The organism is Alkalibacterium gilvum, from assembly GCF_900109085.1.
GTDB classification, from domain to species: Bacteria; Bacillota; Bacilli; order Lactobacillales; family Carnobacteriaceae_A; genus Alkalibacterium; species Alkalibacterium gilvum.
The window spans coordinates 1-22393 of record NZ_FNYW01000014.1 but is presented as its reverse complement, the minus strand read 5'-3'; the positions used below and the strand labels follow the sequence as shown (position 1 = coordinate 22393).

The 22393-nt window shown below is 35.9% G+C and carries 18 protein-coding genes, 1 other RNA gene and 2 pseudogenes; 17 read left to right on the top strand and 4 right to left on the bottom strand.

The window, feature by feature from the left end; translation table 11 throughout:
* Nucleotides 1-10: 10 nt before the first annotated feature.
* The 11 genes and pseudogenes from BMX83_RS05090 to BMX83_RS11180 all read left to right on the top strand — a co-directional run bounded on the left by BMX83_RS05090 (nt 11) and on the right by BMX83_RS11180 (nt 13906).
* Entirely contained in the window at nt 11-952 is a 942-nt protein-coding gene (locus tag BMX83_RS05090) for a 2-dehydropantoate 2-reductase (protein ID WP_091634247.1), read from the top strand.
* A gap of 248 nt (nt 953-1200) precedes the next feature.
* Nucleotides 1201-1569, top strand: a transfer-messenger RNA (tmRNA) gene (gene ssrA, locus BMX83_RS05085).
* Between the two features lie 360 nt (nt 1570-1929).
* A pseudogene (locus BMX83_RS11190) lies at nt 1930-2739 on the top strand (ATP-binding cassette domain-containing protein); the annotation flags it as partial.
* An 18-nt stretch (nt 2740-2757) separates the two neighbouring features.
* On the top strand, nt 2758-3654 hold the full coding sequence (locus BMX83_RS11185; protein WP_425425831.1) for an ABC transporter ATP-binding protein: 897 nt from the start codon (nt 2758-2760) through the stop codon (nt 3652-3654).
* A gap of 221 nt (nt 3655-3875) precedes the next feature.
* Nucleotides 3876-5315 carry an ABC transporter permease gene (locus BMX83_RS05075; protein WP_091634239.1) on the top strand — a complete coding sequence of 480 codons (1440 nt, stop codon included), beginning with the start codon at nt 3876-3878 and terminating at the stop codon, nt 5313-5315.
* Nucleotides 5316-5336: 21 nt separating this feature from the next.
* Nucleotides 5337-6800: an ABC transporter permease gene (locus BMX83_RS05070; protein ID WP_091634237.1), complete on the top strand. Its 1464-nt coding sequence runs from the start codon at nt 5337-5339 to the stop codon at nt 6798-6800.
* A 25-nt stretch (nt 6801-6825) separates the two neighbouring features.
* Entirely contained in the window at nt 6826-8646 is a 1821-nt protein-coding gene (locus BMX83_RS05065) for an ABC transporter substrate-binding protein (protein WP_091634234.1), read from the top strand.
* Nucleotides 8647-8894: 248 nt separating this feature from the next.
* Nucleotides 8895-9920: a LacI family DNA-binding transcriptional regulator gene (locus BMX83_RS05060; RefSeq protein ID WP_091634232.1), complete on the top strand. Its 1026-nt coding sequence runs from the start codon at nt 8895-8897 to the stop codon at nt 9918-9920.
* 50 nt (nt 9921-9970) lie between these two features.
* Nucleotides 9971-10171, top strand: coding sequence for a hypothetical protein (locus BMX83_RS10980; RefSeq protein WP_218141923.1), 201 nt, complete (start codon nt 9971-9973; stop codon nt 10169-10171).
* 15 nt (nt 10172-10186) lie between these two features.
* Complete coding sequence (locus BMX83_RS05055; RefSeq protein WP_218141922.1) at nt 10187-11668, top strand: solute:sodium symporter family transporter; 1482 nt, start codon at nt 10187-10189, stop codon at nt 11666-11668.
* Between the two features lies 1 nt (nt 11669).
* Nucleotides 11670-13906: pseudogene (locus BMX83_RS11180) on the top strand (alpha-galactosidase).
* A gap of 174 nt (nt 13907-14080) precedes the next feature.
* Here the strand turns inward: BMX83_RS11180 and BMX83_RS05045 are convergent.
* The gene (locus BMX83_RS05045; protein ID WP_091634229.1) at nt 14081-14737 is read right to left on the bottom strand and encodes an alpha/beta hydrolase; all 657 of its coding nucleotides are present in this window, start codon (nt 14735-14737) and stop codon (nt 14081-14083) included.
* Nucleotides 14738-14960: 223 nt separating this feature from the next.
* Here BMX83_RS05045 and BMX83_RS05040 point away from each other — a divergent pair, with 223 nt between their 5' ends.
* On the top strand, nt 14961-15329 hold the full coding sequence (locus BMX83_RS05040) for an ACT domain-containing protein (RefSeq protein WP_091634300.1): 369 nt from the start codon (nt 14961-14963) through the stop codon (nt 15327-15329).
* A 179-nt stretch (nt 15330-15508) separates the two neighbouring features.
* Here BMX83_RS05040 and BMX83_RS05035 read toward each other — a convergent pair whose 3' ends face one another.
* Entirely contained in the window at nt 15509-16411 is a 903-nt protein-coding gene (locus BMX83_RS05035; protein WP_091634225.1) for a diacylglycerol/lipid kinase family protein, read from the bottom strand.
* A 267-nt stretch (nt 16412-16678) separates the two neighbouring features.
* Between BMX83_RS05035 and BMX83_RS10735 the strand changes: the two genes are divergently transcribed.
* The 4 genes from BMX83_RS10735 (at nt 16679) to BMX83_RS05020 (ending at nt 19067) form a co-directional block, all read left to right on the top strand.
* Complete coding sequence (locus BMX83_RS10735) at nt 16679-17224, top strand: hypothetical protein (protein WP_177170505.1); 546 nt, start codon at nt 16679-16681, stop codon at nt 17222-17224.
* Nucleotides 17131-17685: a collagenase gene (locus BMX83_RS05030; protein WP_091634222.1), complete on the top strand. Its 555-nt coding sequence runs from the start codon at nt 17131-17133 to the stop codon at nt 17683-17685. The genes BMX83_RS10735 and BMX83_RS05030 overlap by 94 nt, the downstream gene beginning before the upstream one ends.
* On the top strand, nt 17654-18205 hold the full coding sequence (locus tag BMX83_RS05025; protein ID WP_091634220.1) for a hypothetical protein: 552 nt from the start codon (nt 17654-17656) through the stop codon (nt 18203-18205). Before BMX83_RS05030 ends, BMX83_RS05025 begins: the two co-directional genes overlap by 32 nt.
* An 82-nt stretch (nt 18206-18287) precedes the next feature.
* Entirely contained in the window at nt 18288-19067 is a 780-nt protein-coding gene (locus BMX83_RS05020; protein ID WP_091634218.1) for a Cof-type HAD-IIB family hydrolase, read from the top strand.
* 381 nt (nt 19068-19448) lie between these two features.
* On the opposite strand, the gene BMX83_RS05015 is transcribed toward BMX83_RS05020, so the two are convergent.
* Complete coding sequence (locus BMX83_RS05015) at nt 19449-19688, bottom strand: hypothetical protein (RefSeq protein ID WP_091634216.1); 240 nt, start codon at nt 19686-19688, stop codon at nt 19449-19451.
* 647 nt (nt 19689-20335) lie between these two features.
* Here BMX83_RS05015 and BMX83_RS05010 point away from each other — a divergent pair.
* Nucleotides 20336-22030 (top strand): Na/Pi cotransporter family protein, encoded by a 1695-nt coding sequence (locus BMX83_RS05010; protein WP_425425830.1) that lies wholly within the window; start codon nt 20336-20338, stop codon nt 22028-22030.
* Nucleotides 22031-22112: 82 nt separating this feature from the next.
* Here BMX83_RS05010 and BMX83_RS05005 read toward each other — a convergent pair.
* Nucleotides 22113-22393, bottom strand: a 281-nt coding sequence (locus tag BMX83_RS05005; protein WP_143059486.1) for an IS3 family transposase, incomplete at its 5' end; no start/stop codon positions are given.

The following is a 22393-nucleotide window of genomic DNA, read 5'->3' as shown; positions in this document are numbered from 1 at the left end:
GAATGAATTTATGAAAATAGCAATTGCAGGATCGGGCGCACTTGGGTGTGGCTTTGGTTACCACTTACAAAAAGGTGGCGCTGACGTCACATTACTGGATAACTGGGAACAGCACATTAATACAATAAAAGAAGAAGGCCTAACCATTTCGGTTAATGGCGATAAAGATAACCAGAAAATGACTATATGTAAACCACATGAGTTGAAAGAGAAAATGGATGTTATCTTTGTATTCACTAAATCAATGGGACTCAATGCAATGATGGAAAGTATTGAACATATCATTGGCCCGAATACTAAGGTAGTCTGTTTACTGAATGGTTTAGGACACTTAAAAACACTGGAAAAATATATAGACAGAAAAAATATTATAATGGGGACAACCGTTTGGACAGCAGGCATCGATGCTCCTGGGCACACGCACTTTAATGGTCAAGGGCCTGTTGAAATACAAAATAGTGATCCAAGCGAAAAAGAAGCAACTCTGGAAATCGTTGAGATGCTTCAAAAGAGTGGACTAAATGGTGTTTACAGTGAAAATGTAAACTATACTACTTGGCGTAAAGCTTGTGTGAATGGGACAATGAATGCCTTATGTACCTTGTTGGACGCAAATATCGAGGAAGTTTTCCAAACATCTGAAATTGATTCTATGTTGACACGTATTATTAAAGAGTTTGCAATAGTAGCTAAGCATCAGGATAATGTGATATTGGATGTTGATGAAACCATTACGTACCTCAAAGGAGTCGCCGCTAAAGTGGGCGCCCATTACCCATCCATGCATCAAGATTTAAAAAATAATCGTCCCACTGAGATTGATTATTTAAATGGTGAAGTAGCTGAAGCTTCTAAAAAATTAGGACTTGAAGCACCCTATTGCCAGCAAATCACAGATTTAATCCATGCCAAAGAAACAATCTTAGGTATTACAACGGCAAAAGCTAAATAAGTCATAAACTAGTATTGAACCTGCATCAGTATAATCTGGTGCGGGTTTAATTCTTTTATGAGGCAGAAAAGGAAATAGTGCATTGCTGTCTAATACCATAGAATAAATGATTGAGGGCAAAAGTAAATGAATGGATAGAGAGAGAACGCATTTATTTAAACTTACTATTAATAAGCTATAAGCCTTTACTTTTCATACAGATATGCTATAATATGTATAGAGTCAATGAAGACTCAACCTATTATGTCGGGGTTGTTACGGATTCGACAGGCGTAGATTGAGCTTGGGTTGCGTTCCGCAGGTGACGAGACTGCGTATCAACGTCACAGTTAAATATAACTGCAAACAATAATAACAATAACTACGCTTTAGCTGCGTAATAACAGCTTAGCGTGATCCGACCGGCATCGCCCATGTGCTCGGTATCGGGTCCTATAATAAGTGGGATACGCTTAGTCTTTCCGTCTGTAAGACTAAGAAGAGATCATCAGACTAGCAACGCATGATGCCCGTTTTACGGCTGATGCTGAGCGAAACTTTAAATAGTAAAACTATGAACGTAGATACTTGAGTGTCGATATGTCTGGACAGGGGTTCAACTCCCCTCAACTCCATTATAGCTTTACTAAGGTTTCCTAACAGCTTCTAAACGCTGGTAGGAAGCCTTTTTTATTTCTAAAAATTATAATTTAAAATTATGGTAGTACAAGAATATCAACTTTAACAAGTGCTAACTAAAAATTGAAATTTCGAAAAAAAATTACATAAAATGATTTTATAAAGAAAAAACTATATATTGAAAAGAACTATATTTATATTGAAAAGTCATCACAAGATTAAACTCTGTGTTAAATGACGCTCTCAGATATCTTCGAAATTCGATAAACTTATTTTTTTGTAAGGAAGTTTACTTTCATTTCGTGTAAAAAAATGATATTCTTTGAAAGATAAAGTAAATTGTGAGAAAGGAAGAAACAATGGAGAATTTACTAACAGTCAATAATTTATCTGTCTCTTTTTCAACTGAATTAGATGAGCAACAAGTTGTATCTGACCTATCCTTTTCTATTAAAAAAGGTGAGACACTTGGACTGGTCGGGGAGTCAGGAAGTGGCAAGAGCGTAACGGCTCGCTCTATTATGCAACTCCTCTCTTCTAACGCCTATATTCATCCTGAATCTAGTATTACTTATGAAGGAACGGAATTACTCAACTTAACTCAAAAAGAATTACGTTCTATACGAGGAAAAGACATTTCTATGATTTTTCAAGATCCAATGACGTCACTAAATCCAACAATGTCTATCGGCAAACAAATTGTAGAAATTTTGCGCCTCCATGAAAAAATTTCAAAAAAGGATGCAGAAAGACGAACAAAAGAAATCATGACAGATGTTGGGATAAGCAATGTTGACTTCCGCTTTACCCAATATGCACATGAGTTTTCTGGTGGAATGCGTCAACGAATGATGATTGCGATGGCACTGGCCTGCAGTCCGTCTATTATTATTGCAGATGAACCAACCACTGCTTTAGATGTAACAATACAGGCACAAATCTTGGAATTACTTAAAGATATTCAAAAGAAATATGGCACGGCTATTATATTAATCACGCATGATTTTGGTGTTGTTGCTAATATGTGTGACCGTGTAATGGTGATGCGTCACGGGGAACTTGTCGAAAGCGGTGAGACAACAGAGATTTTTGAGAATCCTCAACATGACTACACCAAAATGCTTTTAAATGCCATACCAAACCTATATAAAGATAAAACAGAGAAAGAAAAAGAAAAATTAAAGGAAATTCATAGTGGAGAACGAGACGCTCTCGTCCGAGTATCGCAGCTAGAAAAAAAGTTCCCATATGGACGGGGTGAAACGATAAAAGCAGTTAATAATTTGAACTTTGATATTTATCGTGGGGAAACATTAGGACTTGTTGGTGAATCGGGTTCAGGAAAAACAACCACTGGTCGCACTCTCTTACGCTTACATGAAGCTTCTGCTGGAGAAATAGTCTATGAAGGGTTTGACTTAAATCATTTAAATAAAAATGAATTAAAATCCATGCGTAAACATATACAGATGATTTTTCAAGATCCTTATGCTTCGTTGAATCCGCGAATGAAAGTAATAGATCTCATTGGTGAAGCGCTGGATACCCATGGTTTAGTAAAAAATAAAAAAGAACGCACCGATCGTGTATTGGAGTTACTCGATTTAGTTGGCTTAGACGCCTCTTTCGTTGAGCGCTTCCCTCATGAATTTTCAGGTGGACAACGTCAGCGTATTGGTATCGCTCGTGCATTAGCAGTAAACCCAGAGTTTATTGTGTTAGATGAGCCGCTTTCATCTCTTGATGCTTCTATTCAAGCGCAAATAGTTGAGTTGCTAGAGTCTCTTCAAGAAAAACTGAAGTTAACTTATTTATTTATCGCTCATGACTTAGCTATGGTTAAGCAAATTTCCGACCGTGTTGCCGTGATGCACGAGGGTCGAATTGTTGAACTTGCTGATTCTGAAGAACTCTTTTCAAACCCAATTCATCCCTATACAAAGAAACTATTATCGGCTATTCCAATACCTGACCCATCAATAGAGGCCATGAAAAAGAATAAAAAAGATACCGAAGAAGAACTTCAAAACTATCAAGGAACAGAATTTAAAGAAGTAGAGCCTCACCATTGGGTTTCGTGTTAATTTTTAAGAGGGTATTCTTTTTACATTATTCTATGATGAGATCGCTCTTGTTTTTCTCATTTTGAAGAATTTATCATTCCCAGTACGGAAGTTTTGACTAGCTATATCACATTTGCTATATTAGGTTTTATCTAAAAGAGGAACAGATATTTACTATGACTTTTTTTAAGTAAAGAATCTTTCTGGTAGTAATATTTAAATTGCGTAAAGAGGTGATCAAAATGGTATCGAAGAAAAATTGGATCGATCGATGGACAGATAACATCCAATATCACTATAAAAAAGCATATCAGAATAAATCATGGCGAATGGGCCTGTTTATTTTTGGGATGTTATTCCAATTAATTATTTTCATATCATATTTAATTCGACAGAAAAAATCTGGAGAAAAAAATATAAGAGATAAAATGGAGAAACAATTCAATGAGAGTGGAAGGGCAGAGGCTCTAAGGAGTCAATTAGAAAATCAAGAAAAACAAAAGATAAAATTCTTGAACCTAAACGTCTCCTCGTCGCAGAACCAAAGACGAGTAGAGAAACTGTACAAAGAGGAATCAAATAGAGAAATAAGCGAAAGGGTAGAAGCTTACTATGAGAATGATGAAACGGGCGCTCAAAGTTACCTCCAGACAACGTTGGACTGGTTATCAACGACTGGCGGACTCGTCCTTTCTTTATTCCTAGCTTGGCCAATGTATTTATTTTTAATTGTTGTTTCCTTACCTAGTCTGCATTATTTGATACAACGTCTATTAATGATGTTCTTTGTTATTATTGGAGTAACCGTTATTGTCTTTACTCTATTATATTTTTCACCTTCTGATCCGGCGACAAATATCCTCGGAAACCAGGCCACACCGGAGCAAGTAGAGAATTTCCGTCAATTGCATGGTTTGAATGATTCTTATTTTGTTCAACTAGGAGAAACCATTAAAGGGATCTTTACCTTTGATTTAGGAAATGCTTATGCTGGGAATGAACGTGTTGTGACAACGATTTTACGTCGTTTCCCAATCACATTGAAGATAACCCTGTATGCATTGGGATTATCAGTAGCAGTAGCTCTGCCAGCCGGTATCTATGCAGCAGTTAAAACAAATACTACATTCGATCAGTTATTTATGTTAATTGCTTTACTTGGAATTTCTATTCCTAGCTTCTGGCAAGGCTTAATATTTATTTTAACTTTTTCAATTAATTTGGGCTGGCTACCAGCGACTTATAGTTCGACGAATGCAATGTCACTAATAATGCCGACCGTTGTTTTAGGAACGGGATTGATGGCTTCAGTTGCACGAATGACGCGTTCTTCTACCTTAGAAGTGATTAATGAAGATTACATTCTTACGGCAAGGGCGAAAGGACTTTCTGAAGCGAAAGTTATCTTGCGTCATGCAGTACCCAATGCATTAATTCCAATTATCACGATCATTGGTCTTCAGTTTGGTGGAATGCTGGGCGGTGCATCTGTAACGGAAAAAGTATTTTCAATTAACGGAATCGGTAGTTATATAGTAGATAAGCAATTTATTCCAGATATTCCAAGTGTAATGGCTGGTGTTATTTATATAGCGATTGTTTTATCTATTGTGAATGTTTTTGTCGATTTATTATATAGTTTTCTTGATCCACGAATTCGTTCTCGAGTCAAGAACGGTTGATGAGAGAGGTGAGGAGATAAAATGAAGAGTTATCAAACGAGGCAAACAGTTAATCAAGTTCGCTTTAACAATGGCTTAACATGGGCTTGGTCAGCATTGTTCTTGCTTTTAAGTATCCAATGGCAACCCGTTTCTTTAAAAATGCCTTTATTCTACATGTTTATAGCACAATTTGTTTTTAGTATTTTACATCAAACTTTATTGAAAAGTGTAAGTGTGAAAGGTTATCATTCCGAAAAAAAGAACAAGAAGGTTAAACTTCTTTCAATTATCCTTTTATTCGGGATTTTTTCGGGAAATATTTTTACCTTCATCTCTGGACTTGTTACATTGAAAAAATCAAAAAGCACAGCTTTTATTTATTCGATCTACATGGTTCTAGTTGATGTTTTGGTTATCAGTGTAACAGCAATGAACGTTTTTAAACCCTTTGTTGCAGAAAGTTTTTTAACAATAATGTATGTGTTAATTTCTTTGCTTTTATTCCATAGCTTTATCTTAGTTTTTGGAGATAAGTGGCATGGGTGGCATAATAATATAAAAAGAATAGTCTTGGTTTTATTGGCACTCTCTTCTTTAATTGGGAACGTTTTGACTTTATTTGTTGCGGTTTCTCTCTATAAAGAGGGTATTGCAGGTCAAAAAGGAAAGAGAAAGACGAGTATTCGAGAGAAGTTAGTTCGAAACCAAGCCGCACTGTTAGGTTTGTTATTCATTACGTTTTTAATTACAATTTCTGTTACGAGCAATTTTTCATTTAGTCAGTCATTTTCAGAAAGTAACAACTATAATATCATTTTACAAGAGCCGTCTTTGATATATCCTTTTGGAACAGATAATTTTGGAAGGGACGTATTTTCTAGAATTATTTTCGGAGCCCAGATCTCTTTATCTGTTGGTTTGTTATCAACTGTGATTCCTCTAATGATTGGAGGAACATTAGGAGCGATTTCAGCTTATTATGGTTCGCGTACAGATAATATTATTATGCGGTTGTTAGATGTTTTGTACGCCATCCCGGGTATGTTACTTGCTATCACGATAGTAGCTGCTTTTGGCGCTTCAACGACTAATTTGATCATTGCTTTGAGTTTAGGAGCCATTCCTTCCTATGCGAGAACGATGAGAGCGAATGTACTGCAAGTCGTAAACTATGAGTATGTAGAAGCTGCTCATGCACTGGGGCAGGGGAATTGGTGGATTATAAGAAAACATGTCGTGCCTAATGCCTTAGCGCCGATGATTGTCCGAGCAACATTAACTATTGGTATCGCAGTTATTTCTACTAGTAGCTTGAGTTATTTAGGTTTAGGAGTAGAGGCGCATGTTCCTGAATGGGGGAATATTCTCCGAATAGGTAGTAAGTATTTAGAAACCAATCCATATTTAGCTATTTACCCCGGACTTGCGATTATCTTACTCGTGTTGTCATTTAACTTTTTAGGTGATGGTATAAGAGATGCAAATGATCCACATGTTAATTGATTGATATAATTAGGAGGAGATTTAAATGAATAAAAAAATACTCAGCTTTATAATGGCTTCTTCAGCGCTTGTCTTAGGCGCATGTTCTGTACAGACAGAGGATGAAGTAAATGATTCAGGAACAGACACGAATCAAAATGTAGAAACGACTGAAAAAGTAAGTTTGGAAATATTAGGAATGGGTTCAAATGAAACAGATATGAATATTGTTCGAGATCAATTGATTAAACATGGGTTTGATGTCGAGTTAAATACACAACCAGATTATGCCAGCTATAATTCTCAAAAAGAAGCTGGAAATTATGACCTCGTGATGAATTCATGGACAACTGTTACAGGAAATCCTGATTATGCTGTTCGTTCTTTGTTTATTACGGACGGTGATTACAGTACGATTTCAAATGACGAGGTTGATCGTTTAATTAATGAAGCCGCACTGGAAACACCTGATAATTATGTGGACACATACACGGAATTAGAAGACACCTTGGTAACGGAAAATGCTTATATTGTTCCTTTATATAATTCATTAAAGGCACAAGCTTTTAACAATAATCTTCTCGATTCAGAGTCGATTCGTTTATCTAAATCTCGTGCTTTTGCATGGGAGCCCGTATCATTTGTTGATGAAGCAATGAATGAAACTGAAACGGTTATGTATACACAAACAATTAGTGATCTAACCTCCTTAGACCCTATCAAGGCAAACGATGGTTCTATAAACCAATTAAACACCAATATGTATGTTCGCTTAGTGAATCTTTCTGATGACGATCAAGTTGTCTCAGACGGCTCTCTTTCATACAATTACGCAATTGCAGAAGGAAATGAAGAGTATTACTTTGTTTTAAGAGATGATATCAATTTCGCAAAAGTGGAAAATGATGAAGCGGTCGATACAGGGGAAATGGTAAGTGGACAGGATGTTATTTACTCCTTGAACCGTGCAAAAAATCCGGATTCTGTTCCAGACCACCGTACATTTAGTCTTCATGAACATATTGATGAGGTTTCTTTAGTTGAAGATTTATCTGAACTGGAAGATATTAACTTATCTGATGGATCGGGTAATATGCTTGATGCACTTGGAAAGGATCTAGATAGTCCAATTGAAACACTGGTAGAAGAAGCGGATGACGTTGATAATGCCGCTGGGGATTATCAGGTTGTTAAATTGACAACGACAGAACCATTCCCGCAGGTTCTGAACTATTTAGGGCACCAATCAGCCGGTATTGTTTCTCAGAAGCAATTAGAAGCAGTAAATACCTACGATATCGATTCCTTTGACTTGAATGAAGATGTTCCATACGGTGACCAACGTGCTGTTACAGAAGGTGATAGCTATGATAATCATTTATATGCAAGTGGACCGTACATTATGTTGAAAAAGAATGATTATGAAGCGACCTTCCAAAGAAATCCTGGTTATATGACGAATAGCGATCATTCTGCTAATATTAAAAACGCAAGTGTTCGTTTTATTTCTGATGAAGATAGCGCACTGTCTGCTTTACGAGCAGAAGAAATTCATTTCTTATATGGATTAAACGAAACCAAGTATGACATTGTTGAAGAAGAAGATAATTTAGAACTTCAAAGTATGCCAAGTAACGGTGTAAGCTACATGGGATTCAATATGGATGACCGTGAAGTATCTGAGAGTAAAGATTTGCGTAAGTCAATACTCTATGCCATCAGTCAAGAAGAAATTAACTCAGCTTATGAAGGGAATAAGCTGAAAGCATACTCTACATTGAGTCCATTGATTGATACTGGGAATGAATTAACCGCTGACCCACAAAAAGTGGAAGATTTTTATGAAGCTTATTTAGAAAATCAGTAATTTAATTGACCCTATAATTTGAAGTGTTGCTGAATCAGTTTTGATTCAGCAACACTTTTTTTAATAGACCGATTGAAAAAAATAAATAATAAAATAGAGTGAAGAAGGTACTCAAGGTATGCTGGTAGGAACGTTAATAAACTAGGCTTTCGATTATTAATTAGTATAAACAATAATTTCTTTATTGACATTTTTATATATTGATGCTAAATTGACAGTAATGAAAGCGCGTTTATGGAGGTGGAAATGTGAATAGCGAGGAAATAGCAAAACTAGCAGAAGTTTCACGAAGTACCGTTTCAAGGGTCGTAAACGACTATGATAATGTTCCTGAGAAGACAAGAATTAAAGTACAAAGGATTATTGATAAATTTGGATATACACCGAATGCCTCTGCCAGAACGTTAGCTGGGAAAGCAAATGATATTATAGGTTTGTTTATTGCAGATATTGATATAACAGAAAGTTCTGATCAGTGGTTGGGCGCCAATTCTCCATATAATGCCGAACTCATTGCTAAAGTTATTCGAAGTTGTAAAAAAAGAGGTTATACAGTATTAGTCAATACGATATCTTCTATAGAGGAAATACCCAAAATGGAAACATTCTTTAGGAATCGATTACTTTATGGAGGAATATTCATAGGTTTTCCTTACAAAATGAAAGCGATTGCCGATATGGCTGAAAAAGATTTCAATATTAGTTTTGTTGATCAATTTACTGAAGAAGATGATTTATTTCATAAAGTTAAAACAGTTAATAATGATAATATTACCGGTGGCTATATGGCAACTAAACACTTAATTGATTTAGGTCATGAAAAAATTGCTCACTTCACTGGTGACAATCGTTTGTCCTCAATTGAACGAGAAAAAGGGTATAAAAAAGCTTTAATTGAAGCAGGGATAGACGTTGATCCATCACTCATTTTAAAAGGAGAATACCGTGAAGAAATTGCTTATAAAAAAGCAAAAAATTTACTTAAAAAAAAGGATGTAACGGCCATATTTTCTGGAAATGATATTATGGCATTAGGTATTATAAAAGCCGCCAATGATTTAGGAATGAGCATACCAAACGATCTTTCAATTGTCGGGTTTGACCACCTGAAATATACAAACTGGACAAATTTAGGGTTAACAACAGTGGAAATACCGATAGATGATGTATCAGAGAAAGGAGTCGATCAATTATTTAATGGAAAAACGAGCGATCATCGATTAAGTAAACCTCAATTAATAGAAAAGAAAAGTACGATAAAAAATAAAAAGTAATTTTTTTAAAGCAAAATAAACGCGCGTTTACAAAGCTAGGAGGAAAAATAATGGACTCAATGGTAATAATATTTTTTGTTTTATTTTCTGCATTTGTAGGAATTGTGACGTATATGAAAACCAGAGGCGGGGAGTTGGATACAAGTGATGGTTACTTTCTTGGAGGAAGAAATTTAACTTCAAAAGTAATTGCAGGATCCTTGCTTCTTACCAATTTAAGTGCTGTGAGTTTTGTAGGAATGTCTGCATAAGTTTATGAAGGCAATTTGAGTGTCATGGGATGGGAAGTTATCTCAGGTGTTGTTTTAGTTTTAGTAGCTACTTTACTACTGCCACGTTATTTACGCCAAGGAATTACAACGATTCCTGATTTTATAGAAGCTCGCTTTGATAAAGGAACGAAGCAATTCGTAACGTTACTTTTCTTAGTTAGTTATGTTGTTAATATGTTGCCGATAACATTATATTCTGGAGCCGTTGCAATGAGTCAAATATTTAGTATTGAAGAAATATTTGGTATTACATATGCTCAAGGTATATGGGTGATGGTATGGGTTATTGGTATAGTTGGAGCTATTTATGCCATCTTTGGTGGACTAAAGGCAGTAGCTGTATCGGATAGTATTAATGGTGTTGCTCTTGTCGTTGGAGGTTTACTCGTTCCGCTGTTTTCAATTTTATATATTGGAAGCGGTAACTTCATGGAAGGCCTGTCAACCTTTGTCGCCGCAACGCCTGAGAAGTTCAATGCGATTGGATCCAGTACGGATGACCTACCATTTACGACGTTATTCACAGGTTTACTATTGGTCAACCTCTATTACTGGGGAACCGATCAATCAATTATCCAACGTGGACTTGGAGCGAAAAGTTTAGAAGAAGGGCAAAAAGGAATTATTTATGCTGGTTTCTTGAAAGTGGGTACTCCATTCTTAGTCATTATTCCAGGAATTATGGGTTACCAAATTTTAGGTGGAGATATTTCGAATGCAGACATGATTTATCCAGAGCTTGTAAGTACCGTTCTTCCAGGGCCTTTAGTAGGCTTCTTTGCAGCAGCGATGATGGGAGCAATATTGAGTACCTTTAACAGTGTACTAAATAGTGCATCAACCTTGTTTGCATTAAATGTTTACAAACCCATATCAAGTAAAGATTTACCCGATTCTGAATTAGTTAAAAAAGGAAAAATCTTTGGGACTATTGTTGCAGTTCTTTCAATGATAGGTGCACGTTTCATTATGTATGCGCCACAAGGATTATTTGATTATTTACAAACAATTAACGGTTTCTTTAATGTTCCTATATTCACCATTGTATTCATGGGTTACTTAACTAAACGCGTACCACCATTTGCTGCTAAAATCGGCATTACATTTTTTGTAACGACATATGAGATAACACAATTATTCTGGGATACAGGCTTACACTTCTTACACATCTCAGCTATTTTATTTGTCATAACGTCCCTCGGTATGTATATTATTGGAAAAATAAAACCAATGGAAGAACCATTTATAATAGAGGATAAAGAACTTGTCGACATTAAACCGTGGAAAAATTTATATCGTGGCGGTGGATTTGTTATATTCGTAATGATTAGTATGTACGTCGTCTTTTCACCACTAGGGTTGGCCAAAGAAGGCGGGATGAATAGCGTTACTTTAATTTCTATTATTCTGGTTGGTGTAGTTTGTGCGATTGGACCCTTATTACTAGAAAAATTTAATTTAGAGAGGACAAAATAAAATGGCAATCAATTATAATGAAAAAACACAGGAGTTTCACTTATATAATGATGAAATAAGTTACGTTTTTACAATTTTAAAAAATAACCAATTAGGGCAATTATATTTTGGCAAAAGAATCAGACACCGAGAGTCATTTTCTCATATGCTGCAATTAAGAGGATGTGTTTTAGCGCCTCATACATTTAAAGATGACTTGAACTTTTCGCTTGAAGTAATAAAGCAAGAATATCCAGCTTATGGTACAGGAGATTACCGCAGCCCAGCGTATCAATTAACCATGGAAAACGGCAGTCGAATCACTAATTATGAATACAAGAGTCATGAAATATATAAAGGAAAAAAAGAACTTCAAGGACTTCCAGCAACGTATGGAGAAAAATCAGATGTAACGACACTTTCAATTAGAATGTTTGATGACCAGATTCATTCAGATATGATTATTTCCTATCATATCTTTGAAGAACATCCGGTCATTACACGAGATATTAAATTTGTGAACAAAGGCTCTGAGAAATTAGTGATTGAGCGCGCAATGTCAACAAGCATGGATTTTTATGATTCTGATTTTGAAATGGTACAATTGGATGGTGCTTGGAGCCGAGAAAGACATGTAAATAAAAGAAAGTTACAAAATGGCATACAGAGTGTAGGCAGCAGACGTGGGGAAGTAGTGCCTCACACAATCCATTTATCGCATTAAAAAGAGAAGAAACAACCGAGAACCAAGGAGAAGTGTACGGATTTAGTTTAGTTTATAGTGGAAACTTTCTTGCACAAGCTGAGGTGGATGATTATGATGTGACCCGCGTACTTCTAGGGATACACCCCTTTGAATTTGAGTGGACCCTTTTAGAAGGTCAAAGTTTTCAAACACCAGAAGCAGTGATGGTTTATAGTGACAAAGGCCTGAATGGCATGAGTCAAGCCTTCCATAATTTATTTAAAGAACATTTAATAAGAGGTTACTGGAAAGACAAAGTTCGACCTGTTTTAATCAATAATTGGGAGGCAACCTATTTTGATTTCACAGAGGATAGTATTCTAGAAATAGCTGAAAAATCAAAAGATTTAGGTATTGAACTTTTTGTGCTTGATGATGGCTGGTTTGGAAAGAGAAATAATGACCACACATCTCTCGGGGATTGGCATGTCGATTATGCTAAATTACCCAATGGAATTGAAGGAATAGCTCAAAAAATTACAGATAAGGGACTAAGGTTTGGACTATGGTTTGAGCCTGAAATGATTAATGAAATCAGTGATTTATATAAAGAGCATGAAGACTGGATTATTGGAGATCCTGGAAGAAAAAGAACGTACGGTAGAAATCAATTTGTTTTAGACTTTTCAAACAAAGACGTTGTCGATTATTTATTTGAAAAAATGTCTGACATTCTAAAGTCATCCAATATTAGTTACATTAAATGGGATATGAATCGTAATATTACTGAAGCATTCTCTGCCAAATTACCAGCTAATCGACAGAAAGAATTTTTCCACCGCTATATTTTAGGTGTTTATGACTTATATGATCGACTAAATGCAGCATTCCCTTATATATTATTTGAATCATGTGCCAGCGGGGGGGCTAGGTTTGACCCGGGGATGTTATACTATGCGCCACAAACGTGGACGAGTGATGATACTGATGCTGTTGAGCGACTGAAAATTCAATATGGAACGAGTATGGTCTATCCATTAAGTTCTATCGGTTCTCATGTATCTGCTATACCCAACCATCAGGTGAGTAGAGAAACGCCCCTTAAAATGCGGGCAGATGTCGCTTATTTCGGTACCTTTGGGTATGAATTGGATGTGACCAAATTAACGCCTGAAGAAGAGCACATTGTTTCAGAACAAATTAAATTCTTTAAAAAAAATCGAGAATTAATCCAACAAGGTAATTTTTACCGCTTAGAAAATAGTGAAGATGGACGTTACAGTTGGATGGTCACTTCAAAGGATCAAAAAACAGCTATTTTAGCTAGTTATAAAGTTTGGGCAACGCCAAATCCACCATTGAAAAAAGTTCTTTTGCAAGGATTGAATTCGGAATTAAACTATCATTGTGAACAAAGGGGCTTGAATTTTTATGGAGATGAATTAATGCATTTTGGTTTTTTAAATGAAGTAGAATTTACTGGTCTTTTGCAAGATAATTTTGAAGGAGAGTATAATCCAGGCACAGACAAAGGGGATTTCAGCTCGTATGTGTATACATTTGAGGCCAAGTAACACACTAAGTCCTGTTGCAATTAAAAAAGAGTGATAAACAAGCGACCTGGGAAAATCAGGTCGCTTTTTCTGTTTATCATTAAAATGAATGCCTAGTGTTGCCAAAAAAATAAAGACGCCTAAAAGTATCGCCTATACATTTTGTTTGGCTCTGTTTCGACAAGAGCGAGATCATTACTCTTCTTTCTCAAAAAAATCAAATAATGCTTCCATAATTTTTTTTGACTTTTCTTTATCATTAAATAATTCCTGTGCATGATCACGACCGGGGAACTCTAACAAACGCAGATTACTGCCGTCTGCTTCCTCTAAAGTCTCATAGCCTTCTTCTTCGCTATATATAACGAATACGGGCATGTTTTTTACAGTCGTAGCATCACCACCGGGGGACAGCAAGGCTAGCTTATCAAATATCTCTTCATCATCATTGACTGCTCGAATAGCTGATGAACCTCCAGCGCTTGCCCCGAGGAGAAAGACCTTGTCAAGACTTAACTCATCCTTCATTCGTTTACCAGCAGAGAGTAATTCGTTTTGGCTAGTATCTTCCACCGCGAAAGCAGTTATCCCCTTTTCAGCTAGTTCACTTCCTTGCGCTTCCCAACTTGCTGCATCGTAAATTGCACCGTGGGATAATACGACGCCTATATCACTGTCGGCTTCCCATAATATACCTTCCAAGTCACTAAACTTATCCAAATTATTACTTGTATCCGAACGCATATCATCCGTGTCACTTTCAGTTTGATTATTTCTATCTGTTGAATCGCTTGAACAAGCCCCTAAAACTAAGCTTGATATAATAAGTGCTGAAAATAAAAAATGTCGCATGATTGTTTCATCCTTTCTAAATTTAGAGGGAAAAATTCACTATTATAAACCGAACTAATCTACCTGTCTATAATAGTGTAACAAATATATAATTAAAATAGTTTGCATTTTATCATTGAGAGTAGCTAAAATTCTAGATATGCAATACTAAATATGTCATAATATAAAGGAGATAACATAGAAAGAAGATTGTTTACATACTAGTAAGTAGGAGGATAAAGCTATAGATTTAAAAGTAATAGATCAAGCATTTTCAGTATGTAAAGTAAAGGATTTATCACAAGTAAATTACTCAGATGACTTCTGTTTTATAAGCAAAACGGATGAGGAATTATCAGTAGTATGTAATACCGAACACGTTCCTAATAATACAACAGAACGCGATGACGGGTGGAAAGCTTTTAGGATAGAAGGCCAGCTAGATTTTTCGCTTATAGGTATATTATCTAAAATAGCCACTTTATTAGCTGAGAATAAAGTTGGAATATTTGCAGTTTCCACTTTTAATACTGACTATATTTTAACAAAAAATGAAAATTTTGAAAAAGCAATTAATATACTTGAACATAATGGATATAAAATACAGGCATAAAGTATAGAAAAATATTGTCTGAATTTAAATTAAGAATGAGAAATGGCATTAAAAATAATTGAAGAAGGTTAGCCGAACCCTATAATCGTCATACACAAAAGGACAGAAACACTTGAAATAATGTTTCTGTCCTTTTGTGTACGATTGAAGATTATTATCAAAGATTTGCGAATGCTCTTTTAAATCCAAAAAGGGAGTTGTTTAGTCTGAAAGTGATAATCATATTCATCTTGATGAAAAACTTCGCCATCTTTTTGTGCGTACTGGCCTGAATTAATATGTATCGTCATTTCTTTAGATTTAAACGAATGAATTTTAGGGTGAGACTTGTGTGTTTGATTAATTAGTAATTTTCTAAGGATAGATAGCAAATTTTTTGGTGAAACATTGTCAGCAATCACTACTTCGAGTTGATCATCCTTTCCAGAAGCATCCGGTGCGATATAAATCCCACCACCGAAAGATGGATGATTCGCAACCAGGGCTAGTTGGACCGAATTAAATTCATAACTATGAGTGCCAATGGTTAAAGTAAGTGAGAATTTTTCCTGCTTAGCAAAGCCTGAAAAGATACTAAGCATGTAAGAAGGGGCACCCATTTTTTCCTTTTTACCCTTACTTTCAAGTAACTGCCCAATTAAACCATCTATACCAAAACCAATGCTATTTACGGCAAAATGTGTCGTGTTGTTTTGAGTCGCTATTATAATTGAGCGTTCTTCTTTTTCTTTGATAGAAAACAAATGCAATAGAGCCTCTTCTGTATCAAAAGGAATCGTATTTGCACGCGCGAAATCATTCCCAGAACCAGCTGGGATATAGCCGATAGGGTTTTTAAACCCGTGCTTTGTATAAAAAGTAATAAACTGATTCAAGCTCCCGTCGCCTCCCACAACAACAAAAATATCTGTCTTGGGCATAGTGCTTCTTAATTGTTCAAGGAGGGTGTCAAGTTGCTCAATACTTTCTGTAATTAAAAATTTATACTCAACTTTGTGCTTTGGTAATAATACAAGCAATTTTTTCAAAACTTTTTGACTATTACGAGAGTGCTTATTAATAATAAAATGATAGGAATGCATAATTAGAATCTCCCAACTTATTTCTATAGAATTGAGTATAGCGTATATAAACACATCATGAAAGCTTATATTGAACCGTCTAGAAAATTAAAACTCAGGATGAACAAGGTAGTCATTGGTTAGAAGATAATGAACTTGATTAATATTGTTAATTTCAGACTTTTTAGTAACTTCATACTCATAAGCCATTTTTACCTCCTATCTCCGCTCGTCACTATGGTATACTTTACGTAATTATATTTCTGGATTATGTGGGGAGTGGACTATTTGAAAAAACTCAAGCTTGTGCTGGCTTCAATAATCCGGCTGGTAGCGATCACTGGAATCATATTATTTACATATTTAGTTGCCGACATCAGCGTGGGAACAGTACTTTTTATTGTGGGATCCATACTTTTACTAACTGTTTTTATCATGGCTTTAATAGGCTTGGCGAAGGGGAAGTCACGGGTATTTAAAAAGAGTGGTCGTTTTAACTTTGTGCTGCTTCTTACAGAGACTGTTTTAGCCATGCTGATTTTGTTAGTTACTTTTTCGGTAACAACGTTAGTACAAGAAGAGGTGGGGCTATTGTCAGCTCAAGATAAAATAGGGATTGTACGGAATGTTTTTTCTTTAAGTGAAAAGGAAGTTACGGACTTTACTCAGGAATACCCCGTACTTGAAAAAGACAATGTTACCTTTCGTTATCATCCAAACACCGAAGAGTCTGTAAAAAAATGGCAAATAGTCTCGAAGCTATTGAAGATCTGGAAAAAGACATCTATGGAAAAGTCGTTGATAAAAGTAAACCACTCGAGGTTATCGTCCTAAAAGATGCGGATGATTATTTTACATTGAATCCAAACACCGATACAATGGAAGGTGGACATTATAGATCTAACGTTAAACGTGCAATGGTCTATGAAGACGGAGCCACAGGAGACCAGGAAGACTATTATATTCTTGAAGTATTTACACACGAATACAGTCATTATCTGATGGATATGTATTTTGAACAGGAAGACTTGGATTGGCGCGATATTCCTGTCTGGTTCGATGAAGGCGTAGCGGAATTAATGAGTTGTCGTATGATTCCTACGCATATGCTGCCAGAAGGGAAAACATTAGATACATCTTTTCTTGACTTGCACACACATACTGAGTGGGATAAATCCAAAGCAGAACCGAATACTAAGGTCTATGACCAGGCATACCTTGCCGTTCTATATCTGTTAGGGAGTCAGAGTGGGGACCTTTTCCTTGATTTCGGATTTATTGAGACAACAAAGTGAAACGGCAGATTTTGAACAGGTATTCAATAAAACGACTGGAACAGAGCTGTCCAAACTTCATGAGTCGCTTTCTTCGGTAGAAAATAAGCGCAGTCTAGCATGGGATATGTGGACAATGGAAAGTAATTATAAGGAGGCCGATGTTCTTTATAAAGAAATATTAAAAGAGCTCCCCGCTCATAGTGATACCTGGCAGAATTACGCCATGATGCTTGAACAAAGTCAGAATTGGGATGCCGCGATAAAAGCGCGTAAAGAACACACTAGAGTAAATCCGACGGCAGATAGTTTAGTGAGTTTATCCTATATGCTGATTTTTACTGACTCAAAAGAAGCCTTGACTCAAGCCAGTTTAGCAGTAGAGGCCGCGGAAAAAGAGCCATATGGCTACCTGAACTTCTACAAACAGTGGGAAGAGGATGCCAGACATTACCATCAGTTGATGAAAGAAAATAGGTCGCAAGAAGCATATGACTTTATTATGGAAAGTGAACATGCCGATTATTTTAGACATTTATAAAATAATCATGCGAATCGAGTTGAGATTTTACAATGAAGGTTTAATTAAAATATAATTATTTAAAGAAAAAGGAGCAAATAAAGTGAAACCAAACGCACTCGTGTTTTTTGATTTAGATGGCACACTATTGAACGAAGAATCATTAGTGGATGAAGAGGTAAAAGAGGCCCTCGTCCAGCTTAAAGAAAAAGGAGCGATTCCATTTATCGCTACTGGGCGTAGTCCGTTAGAGATCCAACATGTTTTAAAAGATACAGTCATTGATTCATTTTTAACTCTCAATGGTCAATATATTCAGTATGAAGGCAAAGAAGTGTATAGAAATACGATACCTAAAACACTTGTTGAGGGATTAAAACAAATGACGGGTGAAAATGAAATGGCACTTTCTTTATACACCTCAGACAAGATAAGAGCGACTAGAAATAATCCTACCCTGAAAAAAGCCTATAACTTCATTCATGAAAATCCTCCTGAAATTGATGCTACTCTTGGAGAAGAAGAGGATGTTCTAATGATGCTCATAATTAATGAAGATGCAACTTTGGACCAGCCGTATTTAGATGCCTTTCCTGAATTATCCTTTTATCGAAACACGCCTTACAGCATGGATACAGTCATTAAAGGACATTCAAAAGCAACAGGTATCGATGCCTTAATTGAAGCGATAGATATGAAAGACCTTCCCTTGTATGCATTTGGAGACGGTTCAAATGATAAAGAAATGATAGAACGCGTTGACTATGGCGTCGCTATGGCTAATGGAATAGAAGAAGTGAAAAACGTTGCTGACTACATTACTTCTTCAAATACAGAAGGCGGTTTAATAGAAGGACTAAAACATTACAACCTCATTGATTGATTACTTCTGATTAGCAAGCAAAGGAACCATGGAGCCGCTTATCTTCATAAGTTTTAAGAAAAAATACTTAAACTTCTTAAGCTAATGCTTTTACGTGAGAAGTTTACTGAAAATTTAGGGCTATTTGTGAAGAAAAGACGCTATCTCAAGGAGTTTCCCTAGAAACAAGCCAAACTGCGTGAGCAAAACGAATATCTGCTAGAATAAATAAAGAACCGCCTCACCAACATAGTTTTGGTAAGGCGGTTTATGTATTTTAATTTATAGATTTATTTAATGCTTCGATTTTACCCTCAATACCGTCAGGGAAATGCTGGTATAACTGAGCAAGTAATTTTGGATCCTGACTTGTAGTCGAGAGCAGTTCGGTTACTTGTTTTATCAGCTGCGAATGCTCATACGATCCTTTTTAGCTTCTGTCTCTTTATAATGTGTCAAATTGTCCAAGAGATTGTGGAATTCACGAACAAATAATTCAAACTTAGATTCGCTCTTCAAAAAGACAGACTTAATGGCCTGATTTTTTTCATGAAGACTGAGCGCATATTCCTCTGGAGTCATGCTGAGTGATTCGGCGTATGATTGGAAATGCGTTAAACGTTTATTAATTGAATCTGTCATTTGATCACCTCGACTACTTTGAACCTCCGAATAAAATGAGGAAGTAAGTTATTTACTGAATTATAAGTATATGGTTTGCGCTAGTTAAAGTAAACATGAAAACGATAACTGTTATAAAGATGAAATCAACTGTTCACACCTTTGACACGACTTGTTTGTGTAGTGTAAAAAATAATAATCTACATAAGTAAAGAAAAATGGATGGTAGAGATAGTAGCAGAGTAAAAGTGTACTAATTTGTTACGATTGTGTGAACAATTATTAAATTTCATAGAGAATTAGGTAGAGGATAGTGAACAAAAACACATTAAATAAAAGCGCATTATTAAATGTAAAAATGATTAAATGCGAATGTTGTAAAAGGTTATTACGTGTTATGTTCGTGAATGGCTAGAAGATGACATAAATGTTAAATGTGAGGCTTTCTTATTTAACATTATTATTGGTTTATATTAAAGGCTGAAAAGTTAAAATGTTCTCATAAAATAAAAAATCATTCAATTTAGAGTCAATTACATTTATCATAGGAGTAGAATGTGTGAGGTTGACTAAGTAAGAACTACTTTCTTCAGGTAGTTGTCTCAACATTTTAAATATATAGAAATTACAATGGAGGGTTACGTGTGGACGTACAACAAATGATATTTATGTTCGCTGGTGGATTAGGTATTTTCCTATTCGGGCTAAAATATATGGGAGATGGCTTACAAAAATCTGCTGGGGAAAGTTTACGCAGTATCTTGAACCAAATGACTTCAACGCCGGTTCGTGCTATTATTGCCGGAATCGTTGTAACTGTATTGATTCAAAGTAGTTCTGGAACGACGGTTTTGGCTGTTGGACTGGTAAGTGCAGGCTTTATGAAAATCAAGCAGGCTATTGGGGTTATTATGGGGGCTAATATAGGAACTACAATTACTGCTTTTATTATCGGTATTGATATTGGTGCATATGCACTGCCTATAATGGCTGTCGGAGCATTCTTGCTTTTCTTCTTTAAAAATATGACGGTCAATAGTATTGGTCAAATTATTTTTGGATTCGGTGCACTGTTCTACGGACTTGAACTAATGGGAGAGGGAATGTATCCCTTACGTGAGTTCCAGGCCTTTAAAGATTTAATGATCAATATGGGAGATAATCCTATCCTGGGTGTTGGAGTAGGAACAATATTTACATGGCTCGTACAGAGTTCTAGTGGGAGTATCGGTATCTTGCAAGAGCTGTATTCTCAAGGTCAAATTTCCATTGAAGGAGCACTACCGGTCTTATTTGGGAATAATATTGGGACAACAATCACAGCTGTATTAGCAGCAATTGGAGCAAGTGTTCCCGCAAAACGAACAGCAGCATCTCATATCATTTTCAACTTAGTTGGAACGTTTGTGGTCATTATGGCTATTCGTCCATTTACGTCAATGATTGTTGCGATAACACCAATTTTTAATCTAAATCCAGCGATGCAGATTGCGGTCGCTCATGGATTGTTTAACGTCACTAACGTACTTATTCAAATGTGGTTTATCGGCTACCTAGCAAAACTCGTCACTAAACTTATACCAGGTGATGACGCTATTATTGAATACGATTCTTCTCATCTGGACTTTTCAATTATCACAACAGTACCCTCTGTTGCCCTGAACCAGGCAAAGCTTGAAATTAAGCAAATGGGTGATTTTGTACTTGAAGAGTATAAAGAAATGTTCAAATATTATAAAAAACAGGATGATCTCAGTTTATCTAACGCCTTGCAACTAGAGGAAGTTGTTAATGATATCGACATGCGTCTGACTGAATATCTAATGCATATCTCGGTAGAGGACTTGCCTGTGAAGAGTTCGACTGAACATACGCAAATGATGGATATTACAAAATATCTTGAACGTATTGGTGATCATAGTGAGAATATCTTGAATAATATCAAGGAAGCGGCTAGAGCGCAGAAGAAACTTGCTAAGAAAACAAACAAGGAACCTGAAAAGATTTTCCATGATGATGATTTGATGGCTTTATTTAATCTCGTTGAACAAAATATTACTGATGCGATAACTTCCTTTACCCAAGACAGTTATGTATTGGCAGGGCAAGTAATTAAGCGTGAGAAAGAAGTTAACCGTTTAGAAGAACACATTCGTAAGAAGTATATCCAACGTTTAAATAGTGGAGCTGGACTTCCTTCAGACGGTATTTTGTTTGTTGATATTGTTTCCAACCTGGAAAGAATGTCTGACCACTCAGCCAAAATTGCTAAACACTCATTGGGTATAAGATACCCATTCCAACACGATTCGAAACGTCCGCGTTACGCACGAGAAGTTGAGGGCGCAACTGAAACGAAATAATTAAAGAAAGAGGCTGGGACAAAATATAGTGACCCCAAAAAGTTAGACTTTTTAACAGAGTAGATAATCCTACTCTGTTTTTTTATGCGCTTTGTTTTAAATAAGGTGGTGATAAACGGTATTCAATCGGACTTAACCAATTAAGTTTTTCTTTCATTCGATAGTTGTTGTAATAATAAATATAGTTGCCTATTGCTTTTTCTAATTCCTCATAACTTTTATAAATACGTCCGTGATACATTTCTTGTTTCAAGATACTAAAGAAGTTTTCCATTGGACTGTTATCGAGACAATTTCCCTTACGGGACATGCTCTGGAAAATCTTATTATCATTTAATTCTTCTCCATAAGCTCGCATTTGAT